General features: G+C 33.7%; 18 protein-coding genes and 1 other RNA gene. 10 read left to right on the plus strand and 9 right to left on the minus strand.

Going from position 1 to position 23,062, the window contains the following annotated elements:
- The first annotated feature begins 2 nt into the window (after positions 1-2).
- Both FLB_RS02960 and FLB_RS02965 read left to right on the plus strand, forming a co-directional pair.
- The gene (locus tag FLB_RS02960) at positions 3-1,670 is read left to right on the plus strand and encodes a flavin monoamine oxidase family protein (RefSeq protein ID WP_064714471.1); all 1,668 of its coding nucleotides are present in this window, start codon (positions 3-5) and stop codon (positions 1,668-1,670) included.
- A gap of 163 nt (positions 1,671-1,833) precedes the next feature.
- A complete protein-coding gene (locus tag FLB_RS02965; RefSeq protein ID WP_064714472.1) occupies positions 1,834-2,688 on the plus strand; it encodes a hypothetical protein in 855 nt (284 codons plus the stop codon).
- Positions 2,689-3,112: 424 nt separating this feature from the next.
- Here the strand turns inward: FLB_RS02965 and rny are convergent, their stop codons facing one another.
- The 4 genes from rny to FLB_RS02985 all read right to left on the minus strand — a co-directional run bounded on the left by rny (position 3,113) and on the right by FLB_RS02985 (position 5,471).
- Positions 3,113-4,678, minus strand: coding sequence for a ribonuclease Y (gene rny, locus FLB_RS02970; protein WP_064714473.1), 1,566 nt, complete (start codon positions 4,676-4,678; stop codon positions 3,113-3,115).
- Between the two features lie 49 nt (positions 4,679-4,727).
- A non-coding RNA gene (gene ssrS / locus FLB_RS02975) (6S RNA) lies at positions 4,728-4,834 on the minus strand.
- Between the two features lie 52 nt (positions 4,835-4,886).
- Positions 4,887-5,177 carry a cell division protein ZapA gene (locus tag FLB_RS02980; protein WP_064714474.1) on the minus strand — a complete coding sequence of 97 codons (291 nt, stop codon included), beginning with the start codon at positions 5,175-5,177 and terminating at the stop codon, positions 4,887-4,889.
- Positions 5,178-5,180: 3 nt separating this feature from the next.
- Positions 5,181-5,471 (minus strand): hypothetical protein, encoded by a 291-nt coding sequence (locus FLB_RS02985; RefSeq protein WP_064714475.1) that lies wholly within the window; start codon positions 5,469-5,471, stop codon positions 5,181-5,183.
- A gap of 176 nt (positions 5,472-5,647) precedes the next feature.
- On the opposite strand from FLB_RS02985, the gene FLB_RS02990 reads away from it, so the two are divergent.
- From FLB_RS02990 to FLB_RS03000, 3 genes are all read left to right on the plus strand, one after another.
- On the plus strand, positions 5,648-7,348 hold the full coding sequence (locus FLB_RS02990; protein WP_064714476.1) for a M23 family metallopeptidase: 1,701 nt from the start codon (positions 5,648-5,650) through the stop codon (positions 7,346-7,348).
- Between the two features lie 8 nt (positions 7,349-7,356).
- Positions 7,357-9,822: a carboxypeptidase-like regulatory domain-containing protein gene (locus FLB_RS02995; RefSeq protein WP_231891036.1), complete on the plus strand. Its 2,466-nt coding sequence runs from the start codon at positions 7,357-7,359 to the stop codon at positions 9,820-9,822.
- A gap of 93 nt (positions 9,823-9,915) precedes the next feature.
- Entirely contained in the window at positions 9,916-10,638 is a 723-nt protein-coding gene (locus FLB_RS03000) for a hypothetical protein (RefSeq protein WP_064714477.1), read from the plus strand.
- A gap of 1 nt (position 10,639) precedes the next feature.
- Here the strand turns inward: FLB_RS03000 and FLB_RS03005 are convergent, their stop codons facing one another.
- Genes FLB_RS03005 through FLB_RS03025 form a run of 5 tightly spaced genes read right to left on the minus strand, consistent with a single transcriptional unit; the run spans position 10,640 to position 16,507 of the window.
- Positions 10,640-11,341, minus strand: coding sequence for a DUF2971 domain-containing protein (locus tag FLB_RS03005; RefSeq protein ID WP_064714478.1), 702 nt, complete (start codon positions 11,339-11,341; stop codon positions 10,640-10,642).
- A gap of 53 nt (positions 11,342-11,394) precedes the next feature.
- On the minus strand, positions 11,395-13,224 hold the full coding sequence (locus FLB_RS03010) for an ABC transporter ATP-binding protein (RefSeq protein ID WP_064714479.1): 1,830 nt from the start codon (positions 13,222-13,224) through the stop codon (positions 11,395-11,397).
- Positions 13,224-14,951, minus strand: a complete 1,728-nt coding sequence (locus tag FLB_RS03015) for a phospho-sugar mutase (RefSeq protein ID WP_064714480.1) — start codon at positions 14,949-14,951, stop codon at positions 13,224-13,226. The genes FLB_RS03010 and FLB_RS03015 overlap by 1 nt, the downstream gene beginning before the upstream one ends.
- Before the next feature lie 56 nt (positions 14,952-15,007).
- Positions 15,008-15,964, minus strand: a complete 957-nt coding sequence (locus FLB_RS03020) for a glycosyltransferase family 2 protein (protein WP_064714481.1) — start codon at positions 15,962-15,964, stop codon at positions 15,008-15,010.
- A 9-nt stretch (positions 15,965-15,973) separates the two neighbouring features.
- Positions 15,974-16,507 (minus strand): DUF4199 domain-containing protein, encoded by a 534-nt coding sequence (locus tag FLB_RS03025; RefSeq protein WP_064714482.1) that lies wholly within the window; start codon positions 16,505-16,507, stop codon positions 15,974-15,976.
- 242 nt (positions 16,508-16,749) lie between these two features.
- On the opposite strand from FLB_RS03025, the gene FLB_RS03030 reads away from it, so the two are divergent.
- The 5 genes from FLB_RS03030 to FLB_RS03050 all read left to right on the plus strand — a co-directional run bounded on the left by FLB_RS03030 (position 16,750) and on the right by FLB_RS03050 (position 22,892).
- Positions 16,750-17,001 carry a type B 50S ribosomal protein L31 gene (locus FLB_RS03030; protein ID WP_024981357.1) on the plus strand — a complete coding sequence of 84 codons (252 nt, stop codon included), beginning with the start codon at positions 16,750-16,752 and terminating at the stop codon, positions 16,999-17,001.
- A 153-nt stretch (positions 17,002-17,154) separates the two neighbouring features.
- On the plus strand, positions 17,155-18,330 hold the full coding sequence (locus FLB_RS03035; protein WP_064714483.1) for a GlmU family protein: 1,176 nt from the start codon (positions 17,155-17,157) through the stop codon (positions 18,328-18,330).
- Between the two features lie 175 nt (positions 18,331-18,505).
- On the plus strand, positions 18,506-20,143 hold the full coding sequence (locus FLB_RS03040; RefSeq protein ID WP_064714484.1) for an ABC-F family ATP-binding cassette domain-containing protein: 1,638 nt from the start codon (positions 18,506-18,508) through the stop codon (positions 20,141-20,143).
- 145 nt (positions 20,144-20,288) lie between these two features.
- On the plus strand, positions 20,289-21,440 hold the full coding sequence (locus FLB_RS03045) for a porin (protein ID WP_064714864.1): 1,152 nt from the start codon (positions 20,289-20,291) through the stop codon (positions 21,438-21,440).
- Between the two features lie 21 nt (positions 21,441-21,461).
- A complete protein-coding gene (locus FLB_RS03050) occupies positions 21,462-22,892 on the plus strand; it encodes an anion permease (protein ID WP_064714485.1) in 1,431 nt (476 codons plus the stop codon).
- Positions 22,893-23,062 lie beyond the last annotated feature (170 nt).

A 23,062-nucleotide genomic window follows, 5' to 3' on the forward strand; every position in this document is an offset into this window, starting at 1 on the left:
CCATGAGAAATCCAAAATCAACAGTATTGAAAACAATTTTGGCTAATTTAAAATTAGCTCAATTTTCAAATGAAAACCCTGAAATTGAAGTGGATAAAATCATTGCGTTTAAAAATGCTGATGCGGTTACCCGTCGAAAATTTGTAGGAGATGTAACGAAGTTTAGTTTGCTAACGGGACTAATTGGAACCTCAATGATTGGTTGTAAAAAAGAGAATGGGTCCAATGTTAAACCAATTTCTGATGGAAATACAGCACCAAAAAATGATAAAAAAGTGGTTATTATTGGAGCAGGTATGGCTGGCTTGAATGCAGCTTATCAATTAAGTAAATCAGGTATTAATGCTACGGTTTATGAAGGAAGTTTTCGTTTAGGTGGCCGTATTTTGACACATTATAATGATGCCTTACAAATGGGGATTCATCCTGAATTTGGGGGTGATTTCATAGATTCTATTCATACAGATATGATTGAGCTGGCTAAGGAATTTAACTTAGAATTGGTGGATATGTATGCCGAATCTAAAGCCGCAGGATTGGTTCATGAAACCTATTTTTTTGATGGAAGACATATTTCAGATGAAGAAATAATAAAAGAATTTAAAAAAATAGCACCTAAAATACTCAAAGATGCCGAAAGTCTTGGAGAAAATTATAATACTCCCTCCGCTTTGGCTTTTGATAAAATGACTTTGTCAGCGTACATCAAATCTTTGAAATGTTCAAATTGGTTAAAAGAGGCTTTCACAGCAGCTTATATGGCTGAATTTGGTTTGGATACTTCAGAACAATCCGCTATAAATATGTTGGATATGATTGATACTGATACTTCTAAAGGGTTCAAAATATTTGGCGATAGTGATGAAAAGTATAGAATTAAGGAAGGGAATTCAAAGTTGATTGAAAGTATTGCTTCTAAATTACCAGAACCTGTTGTTTTGAATGCAATGCTTAGTGCAATTTCCAAAAAGGAACAAAAATATATTTTGACTTTTAAAGATAATAAAGAGGTTGAGGCTGATTTCGTTATTGTTACTATCCCGTTCACGATGTTGAGGGACGTAAAAATTGATTTGCCTGAGTTGACTCCTGAAAAACTGAATTCGATTCAAGAATTAGGATATGGTCAAAATAATAAATTGTTCATTGGATATGAGAATAGACCTTGGCGCGAAGGCAAAAACAAATTCTATGGCTACTTATTTCATAAGGATATCCATGATGGCTGGGATTCTAGTAGTATAAAAAGTGTGAACAGTAACAAAGGCGTTTATTGCTGTTTCTTTGGAGGTGATGAGTCCATTCGTCTTTCTAAAATAGCCATAAATAATAAATATGCTCCAGCCAATCACATTTGGAAAACGGATTTGCCAAAAATTGAAATTAACCGATATATTAATGAATTAGACGAAGTGTTTCCAGGATCTAAAAAAGTGTATGCGAATAAACATGTTTTTGCTGCTTGGTCTACTTATCCTTGGGTAAAAGCGAGCTATACTTGCCCAAAAGCAGGACAATGGAATACGGCTATGCTACATACAGCAGAACCTATTGGAAACGTATTTTTTGCAGGAGAACATTGTAGTAAAGATTTTCAAGGATTCATGAATGGAGCTGCGGAAACGGGTCGAAAAGCTGCTGATTCTATTGTTGCTAAAATGAAAAGTTAGTTTTGAAATTAGCTTAGGGAACTATTTATTTTTCTGGCTTTTATGGGCATTGAAATTATAATTATTCTGAAAACATACTCATAGTTTTTTACCGAACTATTTATTTTAAGCTATCCTCTCTAGAGTACTATTTTAATCATATTTTAACCAAACTATAAACCAAATGAAAAAATTAAGTGTTATTGTAGCAATGCTACTTACTGGGGTCGTTTTTGCTCAAACGCAAGCGACCGATTCAACAAAAGCTGTTGTAGAACCTATAAAAGGAACTTGGGATCTAAATTTAGATCTAGCTTCAAGATATATATGGCGTGGACAATCCTGGGGTGGGAACTACCCTGTTGCGCAAATATATGGAACCTATAATGTGACCGATCGTTTTTCAGTAGGCTTTTGGGGAACGCATAACTTTAAAAAAGAATATTTTGATGAAAATGGCACCACTAAGGGGTATCGTGAGTTAGATCTTATTTTAAATTATACAGTGAGTGATTTTCTGACGGTTTCATTGCAACAATATTATTGGCCTTCTACAGATCGACAAGAGGGTACGTCCAACAAATTTTTTGATTGGGGAAACAGCAGTTCGAATACTCTTGATTTGATACTTATGTTTGATTTTTCGGAACACGGTTTGCCACTCTGGTTCACTTCTAGTACTTTTCTAGCAGGGAATGACTTTAAATATAAAGATGAATTTGATGAAAAAGGAAAACAAAATTACACCACCTACATGGAAGTTGGCTATAATTATGAGGCTCCTTTTGGGATTAACATAGCTCCTGTCGTAGGTGTAGTTTGGAATAACAAAGCGCAATATTATAATGCAGGAGATTATGACAAACCTTCTTTTGTTAATCTTGGTGGTAAAATATCTAAGGAAATAAAATTATCAGAAAGCGTAGTAATGCCAATTTGGTTAAGTTACACTTACAATGCCACTGAGGCTAGAGAAAACCTTGGTTTTTTAAATCATCAGTTCCTAGTTGCGGGAGTAACATTTTCTCTTTCTAAGTAAATTGTAGTTTTTTTGCCCTTTATTTTTTATATTATTTTTTGAAAAAATACCCCTTAAAGATTAATCATTAAGGGGTATTCCTTTATTAAATCCAAAAGGATTGTTTGTTTTATATTTATGAAAATGAAGCTTTTAAGACTAATCTGAAGTAGGAAAGGTTAAAAATTGCCCGAAATTGACTGATATTTAGTTAGATAAAGTATTCATTATGTAGAAGAAACGAAAACGTAAGTGTATCTTTATCACACTAGTTTCAAGAACTGGGCGATTGTGCTTTATCTGAAAAATAAACGGTTTTTTTTACAAGAATCGAGATGAGGGATTCTTTTTTTAGTGTTTTTATAAATTTAATAAGAGGATAGAAACAAGCATAAAAAAAAGGCAATTTATATATAATTGCCTTTTTTCTTGAGATAAATATATTTTATTTAGCAATATTAACAGCTCTAGTTTCCCTAATCACAGTAACTTTTACTTGTCCTGGATAGGTCATTTCCGTTTGAATTTTTTGTGAAATTTCAAAAGACAAAGATGCTGCGTTGTCATCAGAAACTTTTTCACTTTCTACGATTACACGTAATTCTCTACCGGCTTGAATAGCGTAAGCATTTTTTACACCAGTAAAGCCATAGGCTACCTCTTCTAAATCTTTTAAACGTTGTATATAAGAATCTAATACTTGTCTTCTAGCTCCTGGTCTAGCACCTGAAATAGCATCACAAACCTGAATGATTGGTGATAGCAAAGATTTCATTTCAATTTCATCGTGGTGGGCACCAATGGCGTTGCATACTTCTTCTTTTTCGCCGTATTTCTCAGCCCATTGCATTCCTAATAAGGCGTGAGGTAAATCGCTTTCAGCATCTGGTACTTTTCCGATATCGTGCAGTAAACCAGCTCTTTTCGCTAGTTTAACATTTAAGCCTAGTTCGGCAGCCATGATACCACACAACTTAGATACTTCACGTGAGTGTTGTAGTAAGTTTTGTCCGTATGAAGAACGATATTTCATACGACCTACTACTTTAATTAATTCAGGGTGTAATCCGTGGATTCCTAAATCGATAACTGTGCGTTTACCAACTTCAATGATTTCGTCATCAATTTGTTTTGTTGTTTTTGCTACAACTTCTTCAATTCTTGCTGGGTGAATACGTCCGTCAGTAACTAATTTGTGTAAGGATAGACGAGCAATTTCTCTACGAACAGGGTCAAAACAAGAAAGAATAATCGCTTCTGGAGTATCGTCAACAATGATTTCTACACCGGTAGCAGCTTCGAGCGCTCTAATGTTTCTACCTTCACGTCCAATGATTCTTCCTTTAACATCGTCAGATTCAATATTGAATACTGAAACGCAATTTTCTACAGCTTCTTCAGTACCTACACGTTGAATGGTATTGATGATGATTTTTTTAGCTTCTTGTTGCGCAGTAAGTTTTGCCTCTTCAATTGTTTCTTGAATATGAGACATTGCTTTAGATTTCGCTTCAGCTTTTAATCCTTCAACTAATTGTTCTTTTGCTTCTTCGGCTGACAATCCAGAGATTACTTCTAGCTGTTGTAATTGGCTTTTGTGTAGTTTTTCAACTTCTACTTGTTTTTTATCAAGAACTTCGATTTTAGCTTGGAATTCTGCTTTTTTGGCTTCGAAATCGTCATTGATTTTTTTAGCTTTAGACAATTCGCTTGAAACTTGAGATTCTTTATCACGAACTCTTTTTTCTACTTCGGCTACTTTTTTGTCTCTAGCCAAAATCACTTGCTCGTGTTCTGATTTCAATTCAATAAATTTCTCTTTAGCTTGAAGAATTTTGTCTTTTTTAATGTTTTCAGCTTCTAAATTGGCGTCTTTTAAAATGGAAGAGGCCTCTTTTTTAGCATTTTTTATCAAATTGGAAATATTGCTTTTTTCGATGATTTTGGCTATACCAAAACCAGCTGCAATGCCTATAATTCCTGAAACAATTATTAATAATGTACTATCCATCTGTGTTTAAATTATATATAAAAAAAAACCTACATTAGCGGGATTGTATAAACTCGAAAAGACAAGTTTTGAGCTAACTCGTTGTTCAAGCTTCCAAACTGAATTGGCTTGCTATAGTAACGATGATTCGCTCATTCTAAATTGTTAGTGTTGAGTTTATCAAATAAGAACTAATGTAGGCAGTATCTTAATCTTTTGTAAGAACGTTTTAATCGAGATATTGATCTAAAACTGCATTGATTTTTTGCAATCTATCAATGGTTTCGCTACCATTCATTGCGTTGTCAATTTGTTTTTGTTCAACTTGTGAGGCAAACTGTAAAGCACACATGGCTAAAACATCTTGTTTGTCTCGAACGGCATAATTTTCTTCAAATTGCTTAATCATCATATCTATTTTTTTCGAAGCGCTTCGCAACCCTTCTTCTTGAGAGGCGTCTACCGTTAGCGGGTAAACTCTATCTGCAATTGATATTTTTATTTTAAGCTTTTCTTCCATGTTTTAATCTGATAACTGAGCTATACAGTAATCAATTTCACGAATTAATGAATTTATTTTAAGCTTTGTATCTCTTTTATTATCGTCACTGCCTAGTAATGAATTGGCAATTTTGAGTGTTTCATAGTGTTTTTTTAGCACTTCAATCTCTTCAGACTGCTGGGATATGATTTGTGTTGCTTCTGTTAATCTTCCTCTCAACTCTAGATTGTTTTTTTCTAGATTTTTTATTTTAGAAAAAAGTTTTACAATCTTATTTTCAAGAGTATCAATTATTTCTGCAATTACACTCATTTTATAACCAATTCATTTCTTAATCTTACAAAGTTAGTATTCCTTTTTATTATTGCAATATTTTAGGTGTTTTTTTGTGCTAAAATAATTAAATAGTTGATAATCAATTTATAATCTAAACAATTTGTTTTGTTTTGAGTTTTGTTTCTTTTGGTTATCTTAGCAAAAATATTAAAATGAAGAAATTCTGTTTTTTGTTGTTTTTTTGTCATGCCTTAGTGGCTCAAGAGAAGTATCCTAAAGATTATTTTAGACCACCATTAGATATACCGATGCAATTATCGGGAAATTTTGGTGAATTACGCCCGAACCATTTTCATGCAGGGTTTGATTATAAAACCCAACAGCGTGAAGGATTGCCGGTTTATGCTGCTGCTGATGGTTATGTTTCTAGAATCAAAATCTCAACTTTTGGAAATGGAAAGACGATATATATTACTCATCCTAATGGATATACCACCGTATATGCGCATTTGCAAAAAGCAGTTGGATCAATTCAAGAGTTAATAAAAAGAAGACAGTATGAGGAAAAATCATTCGAAGTAGAGATTTTTTTAAAACCTAATGAATTATCAATTTCCAAAGGACAATTGATTGCTCTTTCTGGAAATACAGGTGCTTCAGAAGGGCCACATCTTCATTTTGAAATAAGAGATTCTAAAACTGAATTTATTATTAATCCTTTGTTTTTTGGATTTGATTCTTTTTTAAAGGATACCAAAAAACCACAAGTTGCCGCGGTTTATGCTTTTCCTTTGGATAGCCAAACTAGCGTGAATCAGTCTTTACGACCAATACCTATTAATTTAACCTTGCAAAAAGATGGGACTTATCTTGCAGATCCTGTTTTAGCCCAAGGGAAAATTGGTTTTGGAATCATTGCCACTGATATGGATGATGTTTCTTTTAATAAAAATGGTGTTTTTGACGTACAAGCTTTTTACAATGGTAGCCCTATTTATGGGTATCAATTTGGGACGTATTCGTTTGATGAAATGCGTTATGTGAATGTTTTGATAGATTATCCGAAATACAAAAAATCGCAACAGCGTATTCAACGATTGTTTCGAAATGCACCTTTCGATTTGAGCATTATAAAAACCGATGACAATAATGGTGTAATATCAATAGTTCCTAATTTGTCGGGTACTTATCGTATTGAGGTCGCTGATTTTTTTAATAATAAAACAGTAATTTCTATCCCAATAGCTTATGATGTAAAGGCTGCTATAATTCCAAAAGAAGCGACTCCTTCAAATTATTTTATTAAAGCAAAAAAAGAATATATTTTTGAAAAGGATAATTGGACTGTGACTTTTCCTGCCCATACTTTTTATGATGATTTTGATTTGAATCTTTCTGTAGCTAATAAAGTTTTGACATTGCATGATGATAGTGTTCCTGTACATTCTAATTTTTCGATTCAAGTTCAGGATTCTACTCATACAACATTAGAAAAAGAAAAAATGTTTTTAGGTAGGATAGAAGGTGGGCGTATTTCTTATAATCTAACCACTATAAAAGAGAATACCTTTACTACTAAGGTAAAAACTTTAGGAAAATATGGTCTTGTTTTGGATAATGTAAATCCTATAATTAGCATTAGCAAACCTATAGAAGGGAAATGGATTACTGCTCAAAAAGAGTTAAAACTCGCTATTTATGATGCTTTATCTGGAATTAAATCGTACAATGCTTATTTGAATGATCAATGGATTTTGATGGAATATGACAATAAAACTAGACAACTTACCCATGATTTTAGTGATGGAATTGTAGCTGAAGGGGCGAACATTCTTAAAGTAATTGTGGTGGACCAAATGGGTAATTCTACTACCTTTGAAACACGTTTTTTTAGAAGTCAAATCATTAAATAGTTTTTCGCTTGAAAATAGTTCAAATCTGCATTTTTTTTACCCTTTTTTTTATTGGGTTTCCTGTGTTTTCTCAAAAAGGAAAATTGCAAGGATTTATTTTAGACGATAAAAAGCAACCTATTAATGATGTAAATGTTGCTATTCAAGGACTAACTTCACAAACCAACACCAAAGGCTTTTACTCCTTATTGATTCCTTCAAATGAAAAAGTAACGGTCGTTTTTAGTCATATTTCATTCAAGAAAGCGACATTAGTTTTAACGGTAGCACCCAACGAAGTGGTTGATTTTAATTTGGTATTGAACCAGAAAGAAGAACAAATGGGGGAAGTGTTTGTAAATGCCAACAACAAAAAAAGGATTCAAGGGATTTTGACTATAGATCCAGCTACTCTTAAGAATATTCCTGGAGCCAATCCCGGAATAGAAAATGTTTTAAAATCTTTGGCAGGTGTAAATTCTAATAACGAATTAAGTTCCCAATACGCGGTTCGCGGAGGTAATTACGATGAAAATTTAGTTTATGTCAACGAAGTAGAAGTGTATCGTCCTTTTTTGATTCGATCAGGACAACAAGAAGGCTTGAGTTTTACTAATACAGATTTGATTCAAAATATTGATTTCTCAGCAGGTGGATTTCAAGCTAAATTTGGAGATAAGTTATCTTCTGTTTTAGATATAACGTATAGAAAACCGACTCAATTTGGGGCAACTGTTGAAGCTAGTTTTTTAGGAGGAAGCGCCTCTTTGGATTTGATTTCAAAAGATAAACGCTGGACAGCTATTACAGGGGTTCGTTATAGAAATAACAGTTTATTGGTAAAAAGTCAAGAAACACAAACCAATTATACGCCATCTTTTGTTGACGTTCAAACTGCCATTAACTTCCAAGCTTCTTCAAAATGGCAGTGGAGTTTTTTAGGAAATATTTCTCAAAACAAGTACAATTATAAACCACTTACTCGTCAAACTAATTTTGGTACAATAGATAAGCCGCAAGCATTGTTGGTTTTTTATGAAGGGCAAGAACGCGATCAGTATCAAACTTTTTTTGGAGCGCTAAAAACTACTTTTAAGGCTTCCGATGTATCAACGTATAAATTTGTTGGTGCTGTTTTTCATACTTTGGAAAAAGAACATTTTGATATTTTGGCAGCCTATCGTTTGGCTGAAATAGATACGAATATTGGCTCTGAAACCTTGGGCGATGTAACTTTTTCAAGAGGAATAGGTTCGCAATTGAATCATGCTCGCAATGATTTGGATGCCTTAATTGCTAATGCTGAGTTTAAAGGTATTCATGATTGGAAAAATAATCTTGTCGAGTGGGGAGTAAAATACACTCGAGAATCTATTCGAGATAGAATTAATGAATGGGAAGTGATTGATTCTGCTGGGTTTTCGTTGAATCCACCGCGTTTTCTACCCAAAAAAGACGAACCCTACACTACTTATAATGGTCCTTTGGTTCCTTATCAAGATGTAAGAGCTATTAACTTTAATACGATCAATCGTTTTTCGGGCTATTTGCAATGGAGTCGAAAAGCCAATTTAGGTACTAGTTTGGTTTGGTATAATTTGGGGGTTAGAATGCATAGTTGGCAAGTTTTAGGGGGCTATATTTCAGGAGAGCAGCAATTTACGGTTAGTCCAAGAGCTCAGTTTACCATTAAGCCCAATGCTAAAGCGAATCTTTTGTTTCGATTGTCAGGAGGAATGTACCATCAACCGCCTTCTTATAGAGAGCTTCGGGATAGGGATGGGGTGGTTCAGCCCAACGTTAAGGCACAACAATCAATACACGTAGTTCTTGGCAATGATTATAGCTTTAATTTATGGAGTCGTCCTTTTAAATTAATCACTGAACTTTATTATAAATCATTGTCGGATGTCAATACTTATACCATCGACAATGTTAGAATTCGTTATCAAGCCAACAATGATGCAAAAGCTTATGCCAAAGGAATAGATGTGAGGTGGAATGGAGAGTTTGTGCCAGGTACAGAATCTTGGATAAGTTTCGGATATTTGAAAACCGAGGAAAGTAGTAATGGAAAAGGATTTATTGCTCGCCCCACAGATCAACGATTAAAGTTTGCGATGCTGTTTCAAGATTATATGCCTAATATTCCGAGTGTGAAATTGTATCTCAATTTGGTTTACAATACGGGCTTACCGGGCGGTTCTCCGTCTTATGCTGATCCTTATTTGTATCAAAACAGACTTAGAGATTACCGTCGTGCCGATGTTGGGTTTTCGAAACTTTTAGTCGATAGAAGCGCTTCTAGGCACTATGGGAAATGGGCTGATGGTTTTCAAGAACTGGCTATTGGTGTTGAAGTATTTAATATTTTTAACAATCAAAATGCTATTACTAATACTTGGGTGCGTGATGTTTATACCAAAGTTCAATATGGGATTCCTAATTATATGACGACTAGAGTTTTTAACATCAAGTTAAATGCACGTTTTTAATCACTCTTCCTTTCATTTTTACCGCCAAATTCAAAACATTAAGTGTAAGGTTTTGTTAGAATTGTTTACTTTTGAAAATAAATAATGTTCAGCATGGAGTATAAATCAATAATCAATGGTTTGTTTGTCGTTTTTTTTATGGCGAGTTGTCAAAAAGATGTAGAAAAACCCAAAGTGATATATGACAATTCGTCTAAAAGTACAGTGGTTGCAAAACTAGATTCCTCAAAAGTTGAAATTGCCGATTTGCCAGTTCAAATGGAAGGAACCGATTATTTGATACATCCCGTAGGTGATTTACGCATTTACGAAAGAGGGGCAAAATCGCGTTACGGTTCTTCTGCGGTAAATGATGTTAGCTTTACTATAAGCAATGTAGCTCAATTTGAAATTACTGGTTTTTTGCAAAACTTAAAGTTTCAAAAAACAAGTTCTGATTCTATTCGTCCTTTGACTACCGAACCTATTTTAATTGAAACAGCGACCTATTTGAAATCAGTTTCTGATCGAATCAAAAAGCAAATTATGGTCTACACTATGGTTGATGTAGACACCAATAAAGATGGTAAGCTGGATACCAATGACATTAATACCTTATATTTGAGTGCTATTAGTGGTGAAAAATTAACAAAAATTTCTGCAGATTTAGAAGAGTTGATCGATTGGAGTTTAATCGAATCTTCTAATCGATTGTATTTTAGGACCATTGAAGATACGAATAAAAATGGACAGTTTGATCAAAAAGATGTGGTGCATTATAATTATATCGATTTGAATAAAAACGAGTGGAAAGCGATTCGGTATTCTCCAATATAGTTTAAATCAAGATGTCACTTTCCAAGTCTGATTTTTCTATAGCGATATTAAATCCTAATTTTGCTACTAGTTGAATCACAAGATTTTTATACCAATTCTCAGACTTTGGGTGAATGTATATTTTTTCTATTAGTTGATTCACGTCTACATTAATTTTTAATCCATCATTCAACGTTAAGTTGTTTTGGGTCACATCGCTAATAATGCGAACTTCTCGTTCGTATTGAAAACTTTTTCTTTTGTATAAAAAAGGAAAAAATAAGTCGTCAAAAGGAATGTATTCTTTTTTGTAGTCAATATAATTTACTTCCCCAATGTATTGTTGAAAATGATCTTCTGTACTCAAAGCTTTTTGTAGTCTTCCTATGGTGGATTGTATGGCTAATCCTTCGCTGTTTTGTGTGAAAATTTGCCACATCGCAAAAGATTCATATTCATTGATATGCCAACTGCTGATGGCTACTTTTTCTCTATGTGTTTTGTAGTAATTTAAAAAGTCAGGGTTGTCAATAGATAATTTTCTGATTTCCTCAAAAGTGGGTTCACTAAAGGTGCCTTCGTATTGGTCTTCAAATTTGTCTGACCTAGACATGAATAATTTTTTAGATAATAATAAATCTAAAAATTTAGACAAGTCTAGGTATTTCCAGACAATGGTTTCAGGATCTTCGGGTAATTTTATATTGGGGTTGTCTAAGTACATTTGTGAAATTTAAAAAAGAAAAAATCTAGTTTAAAGATACAAATAATTTGAGACTACTCAAGGGATTGCATGGTTACTAATTTGTTATAAGTACCATCAAGTGCAATCAATTCTTCATGAGTGCCTTGCTCTACAATTTTTCCTTTTTTCATTACCACAATCTTATCTGCTTTTTGAATGGTGGAAAGGCGATGGGCAATAACGATAGATGTTCTGTTTTGCATCATGTTTTCGAGAGCTACTTGAACGAATTTTTCACTTTCGGTATCTAAAGCTGATGTGGCTTCATCCAAAATCATAATCGGCGGATTTTTCAAGACCGCTCTCGCGATAGATAAGCGTTGTTTTTGTCCACCTGAAAGTTTGTTTCCGCTGTCGCCAATATTGGTGTAAATTCCGTTTGGAAGCGTAGACACGAATTCATAGGCATTGGCAATTTTTAATGCGTCTATGATTTCTTCGTCGGTGGCGTTGGGTTTACCAAGCGCTATGTTTTCTTTAATAGTGTCGTTAAATAAAATACTATCTTGGGTAACTAGCCCTATTAGGCTTCTTAATGAATGCAAATCGAAATCTTTAATGTTATGATTGTCAATCGAAATCATTCCTTCATTCACATCGTAAAAGCGCGTTAATAAATTGGCAATCGTGCTTTTTCCACTGCCAGATTGTCCGACGAGAGCAACAGTTTGTCCTTTTTTTACTTCTAAAGAAAAATCTTTTAGGACATTTTCGTCTTCATATTTAAAGTTGATGTTTTTGATTGCGATACTGCTTTCAAAAGTTTGTTTTTGAATAGCGTTTTCTTTTGAAGTGATTTCATTTTCAACTTCCAATACTTCAAAAACACGTTGTGCTGCTGCTAAACCATTTTTTACTTGATATGATGCTTTTGAGATTGCTTTTGCAGGGGTTAGGATGTTGTAGGCTAAAGTAAGGTATACGATAAAAGAGGCGCCATCTAGCGTTTTGTCAACTAATACTAAGTTTCCTCCATACCATAGTAATACGGCAATAGTAGTGATGCCCATGAACTCACTCAAAGGTGAGGCTAGGTTGTTTTTGTTTCCTATGCTATTTGATAAATGGAGTAATCTTGTGATAGAATTGTTGAATTTGTTTTTTAGACTAGCTTCTGCGTTATAGCTTTTCACTACTTTCAAACCGCTTAGACTTTCTTCAACAATTGAAATTAGCAATCCGTTTTCGTTTTGTACTTTCAAAGATTTTGACTTAAGGTTTTTTCCAATTTTGGATATGATTAGTCCAGAAAGAGGGATGAAAACCAAAACGAATAAGGTTAGTTTAGCACTAATAGCAAACATGGTTATTAATGCAAAAACGATGGTTAGCGGTTCTTTTACAACTAATTCTAAAATAGAAAAAAAAGAATTTTGTACTTCATTAACGTCTCCAAGCATTCTAGCCATTACGTCGCCTTTTCTTTTTTCAGAATAATAGGAGATTGGTAATTCGATTATTTTGTCAAACATTTTTTTTCTCAAATCTTTTAATACTCCATTTTTAAGGTGCATAATGTGATATGAGGCTAGGTAATTAAAAACATTTTTTAACAAAAATGTAGTAATTACTAAAGCAACTACTAATAGTAAAGCAAATTGTTTACCACTATCTTTGGTAATTTCTGAAATTTGATAATACAATAGGTTTTTTCCATAAGCCATTATATTTCCTATTCCTTCATAAACTGGAGCTTTTTCAATTGCTTTGTTTTTGCCAAACAATACTTCCAGCATTGGTAATAAAGTCAGCATTGAAATGGTGCTAAATAGGGCATACAAAATATTATACGTCACATTCCAAACAATGTTTGATTGGTATTTTTTTGTATAAGGAATTAGTTTTATTAAATTTTTATCCATTAGTTCAATTGCATTGCAGCAATAATATTTTTTATTTTTTGATCTAAAATATCTTCGACTTCCTCAAAATCAGCAACCGTATCTAATGTGGTGTTCACACTGATATAGAATTTGATTTTAGGTTCGGTTCCGCTTGGTCTTGCACAAATTTTAGAACCATCTTCTGTATAGTAAATAAGTACATTCGATTTTGGAATATCCATGGTCAGTTCTTCACCAGATAATAAGTTTTTAGCAATTGAGGATTGGTAATCTTCTACCATGATGACACGTTGACCGTTGATTTCTTTTACTGGATTTTCACGCAAATCAATCATCATTTGATTAATGGCTTGTAAACCGTCCATTCCTTTTTTGGTTAACGAAACCAAATGTTCTTTGTAAAAACCGTGATCCACATAAAGTTGAATCAATTCTTTGTAAACCGAGCTTTCTTTGGCTTTGGCTTGTGCAGCAACTTCACAAATTAATAAGGTAGCGGCAACGGCATCTTTGTCTCTTACAGCGTCTCCAACCATAAATCCAAAGCTTTCTTCACCTCCACCGATAAACTCTAATTCTGGGAAATCTTTGATCATTTTGGCAATCCATTTGAATCCTGTCAAGCCAATTTTGCATTCTACTTCATAAGCAGTGGCTAATTCCATCATCATTGGAGTGGAAACTATGGTAGAACCTACAAATTGTTTACCGTTGATTTTTTCAGCTTGTTTCCATTTTTCTAACAAAAAGGCGGTCATCAAAATCATCGTTTGATTTCCGTTTAACAACACCATTTTTCCTTCGTTATTTCGAACAGCAACTCCTAAACGGTCACAGTCTGGATCCGTTCCCACCACAATATCAGCATTAGTTTTTTCTGCTAGTGCCAACGCTATGGTTAGTGCTTCTGGTTCTTCTGGATTAGGTGATTTTACCGTTGGGAAATCTCCGTTGGGAACTGCTTGCTCTTCAACTATATTAACGTTAGTGTAGCCTGCTTTACTTAACGTTTCTGGGATGATCGTGATTGATGTTCCGTGCAAGGAAGTGAATACAATATTTAAGTTTTCTTTGGCGGCTGCGGGAGTATTAAAACTAGCGTTTTCAATAGAGGATTGAATGAAGGCTTGGTCTAACTCAGTATCTATATAATGAATCAAATCTTCATTTGCAGAAAAATTAATTTCATCGTATTTTAAATCTTCAATCACCTTGATGATGGCGCCATCTTGTGGAGGAACGATTTGTCCTCCGTCTTGCCAATATACTTTGTACCCATTGTATTCTGGCGGATTGTGAGAGGCGGTTAGTACAATTCCAGAATGACAGTTCAAGTGTTTTAAGGCAAAAGACAATTCAGGTGTTGGTCTTAAATCCGAAAAAAGAAATACCTCAATACCGTTAGCAGAGAAAACATCGGCTACCACTTTGGCAAGAGATTTACTGTTATGGCGACAATCGAAAGCTATTGCTGCTTTAATTTGCTCGCCTGGAAAAACGCTTTTTAAGTAATTAGATAATCCTTGGGTACTTTTTCCTAAAGTGTATTTGTTGATTCGGTTGTCACCAACGCCCATTACACCACGCATTCCTCCGGTTCCAAATTCCAAATTCTTATAAAAACTTTCTTCTAAATCTTTTGGAGCAGAAGTCATAAGTTCTCTTACAGCGTCTTGTGTAGCGGGGTCAAAGGTTGGGGTAAGCCAAACATTTAGTGCGTCTAGGATATTTTGAGGAATGTGCATTTTATAGTGATGTTATATGAAACAATAAATTGTGTTTAGATTGTATTGAGATATAGTTATAAATTGATTTGATTGGCAATTTTATATCGCGCTTCATTGTTTTTGGTTCTGAGGATAATTTCCCCTAAAAAACCTGCCAAAAATAGTTGTGTTCCTAGAACCATTGTAGTTAAAGCGATGTAAAACCAAGGGTTGTTGGTGACCAAAGTGTATTTCATGTCGTTATACATGTGGTACAGTTTGGAAACTCCGATGTAAGCTGCTGCCAAAAAGCCGATAATAAACATTAAAGAGCCTATTGCTCCAAAAAGATGCATCGGTCTTTTGCCAAAACGCGACAAAAACCAAATGGTAATCAAATCTAAGAATCCATTAATGAAACGGTCCATTCCAAATTTGGTTTCTCCGTATTTTCTAGCTTGATGTTGTACTACTTTTTCACCAATTTTTCCAAATCCAGCATTTTTTGCTAAAACTGGAATGTATCGATGCATTTCGCCAGAAACCTCAATGTTTTTGACTACTACATTTTTATAAGCTTTTAATCCGCAGTTGAAATCATTTAGTTCAACACCTGAGGTTTTTCTCGCCGCCCAATTGAATAATTTCGAAGGAAGATTTTTGGCTACAACCGAGTCGTAGCGTTTCTTTTTCCATCCTGATACCAAATCGTATTTTTGATCGGTAATCATGTTGTATAATCCGGGTATTTCATCAGGACTATCTTGTAAATCGGCATCCATTGTGATGATTACGTCACCTTTGGCTTGAGCAAATCCAGCATGTAACGCTTGCGATTTACCAAAGTTTTTCATAAAACGAATCCCTTTTACAAAGGGATTTGTTGCGGCAAAATTTTCAATAATGGACCAAGAATTGTCGGTACTTCCATCATCCAAAAAAAGGATTTCATAGGAGTAATTATTAGATTGCATCACTTTTAGAATCCAAGTGTACAATTCTTGTAAGGATTCCTCTTCGTTCAGAAGTGGTATTAAGATAGATAAATTCATTTAATTGTTTTATTCTTGATGTGTTTTTCTTGTTTTGAAAAAGGCGGCCATAATTAGTCCAAAGATTGAACTGAAAACTATGCTTGTTATCATTCCTTTTAGTAATGAATCGATATCGTAAGGACTGCTTTCTTTCATTCCTTTAATAGCTTCATTAATTGAAGAGGAAGGAGCCCCAAATTTTTGCATCATATTGATGGTATATTTTATGGTAATTTCATTTAAAGTATCTTTTGCAGAAGGATCAATAAAATTAAAAAGTAAAATATTAAAAATGGTAGAAATTAAAATTCCGACTACAGCCGAAATAAAGTAAGTCGTAAATGCGTCTTTAAAGGTAAAATCACCATTGATTTCTTTTTTTGTTTTCGAAAGAAGAACAATACCAATTATTAGATAAATTATGATGCTAATTGCTCCAATCCATGGTTTGATAAATAAGTTTAGGTCAATCGCGTAAATTGAAGAAGTCAACAAACAAGAGATGATTCCTGTAATTACTCCAAAAGTAACTCCATTTTTTTTAATAATTTCGTTGATCATAATTGGTTAGTTTTTTAATTAGTCCACAAATATAGCAATTCTGCTTTTATGGAGGCTAAAAAATGTTTTGAAGGAAAAGCTAAAAAAAACAAAGTAAAGGTTTGTAATTCTAAAAATAAGTGTAAATTTGCACACTCAAAAATAATAGTGTAAATAAAAAGTTATAAGATGTTTATACCTTTTCACTCAGAAGAAAAGCTGCAAAACAAATTATAATTGAACTAATAAAAAAAAGATTTAAGATGAAAAAAGGTATTCACCCAGAGAATTACAGATTAGTTGCTTTCAAAGACATGTCAAATGATGATGTTTTTATTACTAAATCTACAGCTGAAACTAAAGAAACAATTATTCACGAAGGCGTTGAATATCCAGTAGTAAAAATGGAGATTTCTAGAACTTCTCACCCTTTTTACACAGGTAAATCTAAACTTATCGATACTGCAGGACGTATTGATAAATTCAAAACTAAATACGCAAAACACGTTAAATAATTTTAACTCGTTTTTAAATACAATGAAGCCTTTCTTTTTTAGAGAGGCTTTTTTATTTGCGCCTTGTTTGCATAGAATTTATACCGGAAAATGAATTAACTTTGTCCGTGATAACCAAATCGAAAAAGAAACAATAGCCAAATCAATTTTTTTATGAATTACATTCTTTTTGACGGTCCCGCTCGAAATGCTTTGTTGCCGTTTACCTTTACTCGTCCCGTTGCTGATATTTTGGTGGGAATCATGACCATTCGCCAAAAATGGGAATTGTACCTCGGGTCGACTACCACTACTTTAACCGAAGAATATTTGTCTGATAAATTCCCAATGGTTGAGTTGGAAGGCAATGTTATGATCAACGCTTCTTTTTTGCCGAATGAAATTTTGGCAGAATTGGTGAGTAACTTAGAACCCAATCAAGCCATTTTCAAAAAAGATGAAATCATTGCTTTTTATACTTCTGATAATCAAGAAGAAGTAAATTTCGACACTTATGAAATTATAGAATACAACGACGATTGTATTACTATTGAAAACACATGGGATATTTTTTCTAAAAATGATGCTGCCATTAGAGAAGATTTTGAATTGATAACACAAGACAGAAAATCTCAACCGATTCCTAAGAGTGTTAACGTAATTGCTCCTGAAAATGTATTTATTGAGGAAGGTGCTAAGTTGGAGTATGTTACCTTAAATGCTTCCTCAGGCCCTATTTATATTGGTAAAGATGCTGAGATCATGGAAGGATCCATAATTCGTGGTCCCTTTGCTTTATGCGAAAAGGCTCAAGTTAAAATGGGAGCAAAAGTATATGGTGCAACAACTGTAGGACCTGCATCTAGGATAGGAGGTGAGGTTAAAAATTCTGTTTTGTTTGCTAATTCCAATAAAGGGCATGATGGATTTTTAGGTGACTCTGTTTTAGGAGAATGGTGTAATATTGGAGCCGATAGTAACAATTCGAATCTTAAAAATAATTACGAAGAAGTGCGTTTGTGGAGCTACGAAACAGAAGGTTTTGCTAAAACAGGGCTTCAATTTTGTGGTTTAATGATGGGAGACCATAGCAAATGTGGTATCAATACCATGTTTAATACCGGAACTGTAGTAGGAGTGAGTGCTAATATTTTTGGAAGTGGGTTTCCGAGAAATTTTGTTCCCAGTTTTTCATGGGGAGGAGCTTCTGGATTTACCACTTACTTAACCAAAAAAGCTTTTGAAACAGCACGTTTGGTAATGGCTCGAAGAAATATTGTTTTTGACGAAAAAGAAGCAGCAATTTTAGAGCACGTTTTTGAAGTTACTAAAAAATATCGCAAAGAATAGTTGGTCTTCCAGTTATTTATAGAGAATGCCTCTTCCGTTTTGGAGAGGCATTTTTTATTGCACTTAATCTGGTTACCAATTGCGCAATTCTTTATTTAAACTATCTTTGCACCTTCAAAATTTTGGCGTTCGAAATCATCTGATTTTTAACCTCTAACCTTTTATTTTTAAATTAATGATTACAGTAAACGATATTGCCGTTGAATTTGGTGGCACAACGCTGTTTAGCGAAGTTACCTTTGCTATCAACGAAACAGATAAAATTGCCCTTATGGGTAAAAATGGAGCTGGAAAATCTACTTTGTTAAAAATCGTTGCAGGTGCAAACAAACCCACTCGCGGTGTTATTTCGGCTCCAAGTGATGCGGTGGTAGCTTATTTGCCACAGCATTTATTGACGGAAGATAATTGTACCGTTATGGAAGAAACATCCAAAGCTTTTGCGGGTGTTTTGAATATGAAAAAAGAAATCGACGAAATCAATGAGCAATTAACGATTCGTACGGATTATGAAAGTGACGAGTACATGAAATTGATTGAAAGAGTTTCAGAACTTTCAGAGAAGTATTATTCTATCGAAGAGGTTAACTATGAAGCTGAAGTCGAAAAAATATTAAAAGGTTTAGGTTTTGAAAGAGAAGATTTCAATCGTCCGACTAAAGAATTTTCTGGTGGTTGGAGAATGCGAATTGAATTGGCGAAAATCCTTTTAACAAAACCTGATTTGATTCTACTCGATGAGCCAACCAATCACTTGGATATGGATAGTATCGAATGGTTGGAAGACTTTTTAATCAATCAAGCCAAAGCCGTTATGGTAATTTCTCACGATAGAGCTTTTGTAGATAATATTACCAATCGAACTATCGAAGTGACCATGGGACGAATTTATGATTACAAAGCCAAATATTCACACTATTTAGAATTGCGTAAAGACAGACGCGTTCATCAGCAAAAAGCTTACGATGAACAACAAAAATTTATTGCAGATAATCAAGCATTTATTGAGCGTTTTCGTGGTACTTTTTCTAAAACCGATGCCGTTCAATCTCGTGTAAGAATGTTAGAAAAAATTGTTCCTATCGAAGTGGATGAAATTGACACCTCGGCTTTACGATTGAAATTTCCACCATCGGCTCGTTCGGGTCAATACCCCGTTATTGTGAAAGATTTGGAAAAATCCTATGGCGATAAATTAATTTTTAAAGATGCTAATTTGGTAATTGAGCGCGGCCAAAAAGTGGCTTTCGTTGGTAAAAATGGTGAAGGTAAATCTACTATGATTAAAGCCATCATGAAAGAAATTGAAATTAATGGAGGTTCTGTTGAAGTTGGGCACAATGCACAAATTGGTTATTTTGCTCAAAATCAAGCAGCCATGTTAGATGAGAACGCCACCATATTTGAAACCATTGACAGAATTGCTGTTGGCGATGTTCGAACACAAATAAAGAATATTCTTGGAGCATTCATGTTTCAAGGAGATGATATTCAAAAGAAAGTAAAAGTGCTTTCTGGGGGAGAAAAAACGCGTTTGGCCATGATTAAATTGTTATTGGAACCCGTAAATCTTCTAATTCTGGATGAGCCGTCCAATCACTTGGATATGAAAACTAAGGATATTATTAAAGATGCGTTGCGTGATTTTGACGGAACTTTAATTCTAGTTTCTCACGACAGGGATTTCCTTGATGGATTGGCAACAAAAGTTTTCGAGTTTGGAAACAAACGTGTCGTAGAACATTTTGAAGACATCAAAGGTTTCCTTGCTCATAAGAAAATGGATAGCATGCGAGAAATCGAGAAGAAATAAAAGTATTTATTTACAATTAAAAGTCACTTTAAAGTATATTTTGAAGTGACTTTTTTTTTGTGTTTAAATTTAGTATGTTTACTATTGATAGTTAATGGATTATGTTTTTTTTTGTTTAAACATGCCTAAATAAATGAATAGTTTTATGAATAAAGTTTTTTTATTTTTTAAAAAATTAGTAGTTCTAGTTTTTGCTCCTTTTGTGCTACATGCTCAATCTGCTAATGATTCTAATCAGAATACCAATAAGGGTAATTTTTATCCACAATTTCAATTTAAAGGGTTGTTTCAAGCAAGATATTTGAATGCATTAACAGATAATGTAGATGTTACTGGTTTGCATCATTCAAATGGAGATTTTACACAAAACACCTTTGATCTAAAAAGAGTCCGGCTTAGTATAGGAACAAAAGTTACAGATGATCTAGAAGTTGCTTTTTTAGTAAATTTTGCTGATTTTAAATCAGACCCCAAGTCGAAAGTTCTCGAGAATGCTTATGCTAAATACACTTTTAATAAGTATTTATCAGTGACTGCAGGCCAGTTTCGACCCAATTTTGGCATTGAGGAATCGGAACCAGCTGATATTATTAAATCTTTTGATTTTTCAAATCAATATTTCGAATTTGGTAAAAATGGTTGGACAAGCTTTCAAATAGGGGCGTCTTTGATGGGGGATTTTAATATTAAAAACGTACCTGTTCATTATGCATTTTCAGTAGTAAATGGTAATGGACGAAATCAAGAAAAAGACAAAGATAGCGGTAAACAATATTCTTCGAGATGGGTTTTTGGTTTGTCTAAAAAGTATAAAGTGAATTTAGGCTTGAATGGTGGAGTGGGATCTGTTTTTAAAAAGGATGTTTATGCTATAGGCGCTGATGCAACTTTTGATATAAAATTGACAGATAAATTTTCTTTTGATGGACAATTTGAATTCAAAAAAGGAACGAATCATAATTTGTATTTTTCATTACCAGAAACTAATAGAGTAGGTAGTTTGTCAAATTATGAGATGAAAGGGTATTATTTTTTACCTAATATTAGATATTCCATTAATTATAAAAAACTAACTTCAATTGAATTTTCATGTAGGTATGAATCGTTTGATAGTAATTATAAAGTAAATTCTAATCTCAGGCAAACTTATACTCCTATGGTGAGTTTGGAGTTTGGAAAAGCTTATAAAGGTAGAATTGAATTTGGATTTGAAATCGATCGGTATAAACATAGTATTCCAGACACTACAACTTATGATGATGAATTATTTATCATTCAATTTCAATGTCGTTTATAAAAACAACCTAAACTAAATGCTATGAAAGAAGTAAAAATTATACAATTGATGATCACGCTATTTGTCGGTGTAGTAATTTGGATTTTTCCTGCTCCAGATGGTGTAAAGATAGAAGCATGGCATTTGTTTGCTATTTTTGTTTCTACGATTTTGGGAATTATTTTAAAAGCTGCTCCTATGGGCACTATGTGCATGATTGCAATTGCAATTACTGCCTTTTCTCAAGTCTTAGCTCCAGGTGAAGCAGGAAAATCAATAAGTTTAGCCTTAAAAGGGTTTGGAGATAAAGTTATTTGGTTGATAGGAATTTCTTTTTTTATTGCTAGAGGCTTTATTAAAACGGGATTAGGTAATCGAATTGCCTTTTTATTTATTAAAGTTTTTGGGAAAAGTTCATTAGGATTAGCATATGGGCTAGGATTTGCCGACTTAGTTTTAGCCCCTGCTGTACCAAGTAATACAGCAAGAGGTGGCGGTATTATTTATCCAATTATGAAATCAATGGCAATAGGTTTTGGTTCTGATCCAGATAAACCTGAAACACACCGTAAATTAGGTTCGTTTTTGACATTAAGTAGTTACAATATGAATCTTATTGCTTCTTCAATGTTTTTAACCGGGACGGCTAGTAATCCGATGTGTCAAAAATTTGCACATGATTTTGGAATTGACATAACTTGGATGTCATGGGCAAAGGCTGCAATAGTACCGGGATTATTGTCGTTTATAATTATTCCTATTTTGCTTTACAAAATTTATCCACCAGAGTTAAAGAAAACAGGTGATGCGCCACAAATGGCAAGTCAAAAGTTAAAAGAAATGGGAGCCATTAGTAGAAATGAATGGCTTATGTTATCGACTTTTGTGATTTTGTTAACCCTTTGGATGACGGGCGATTTGTTCTCCATAGATGCTACCACTACAGCCTTTATTGGTTTAGTAATTTTATTGTTGTCCTCTGTTTTAACTTGGGAGGATATTAAATCTGAGAAAGGCGCATGGGATACTATTATTTGGTTTTCGGTTTTAGTAATGATGGCTAGTTCACTTAACGAATTGGGTTTTATAGATTGGTTTGGAACTATTGTAAAATCAAAAATAGGAGGATTAAGCTGGCAGGTAGGGTTTCCTATCATTATTGTAGTTTATTTTTTTAGCCATTATTTGTTTGCTAGTGCAACAGCCCATGTTGCTGCTATGTATGCTGCCTTGTTAGGTGTTGGAATTTCAATAGGAGTACCTCCGTTGTTAATGGCTTATATGCTTGGTTTTATTGGTTCAATTTATGGAACCATAACTCATTATGGACATGGTCCAGCACCTGTGTTTTTTGGAGGCGGTTTCGTTGATTTAAAAAGTTGGTGGATAAATGGATTTATAACCGGAGTAGTAATGTTGCTAATTTTTTTAATTGTAGGTTGGGTTTGGCTCGGAGTTATTGGTTATTTCTAAAATAAAATATGTTGTCTTAATTAATTAATTTATTGCTATTAAATTAAGGTCGTGTTTTGAGCACATAAATTAGTTATTATGAAAAAAAGAGGGATTAGCTCTAAATATGTTAATCCCCCTTTTTTATAAACTTACCCCACTTTGATAATACCCTTATAATTGGGGAGGAG

The organism is Flavobacterium succinicans (assembly GCF_001662485.1).
GTDB classification, from domain to species: Bacteria; Bacteroidota; Bacteroidia; order Flavobacteriales; family Flavobacteriaceae; genus Flavobacterium; species Flavobacterium succinicans_A.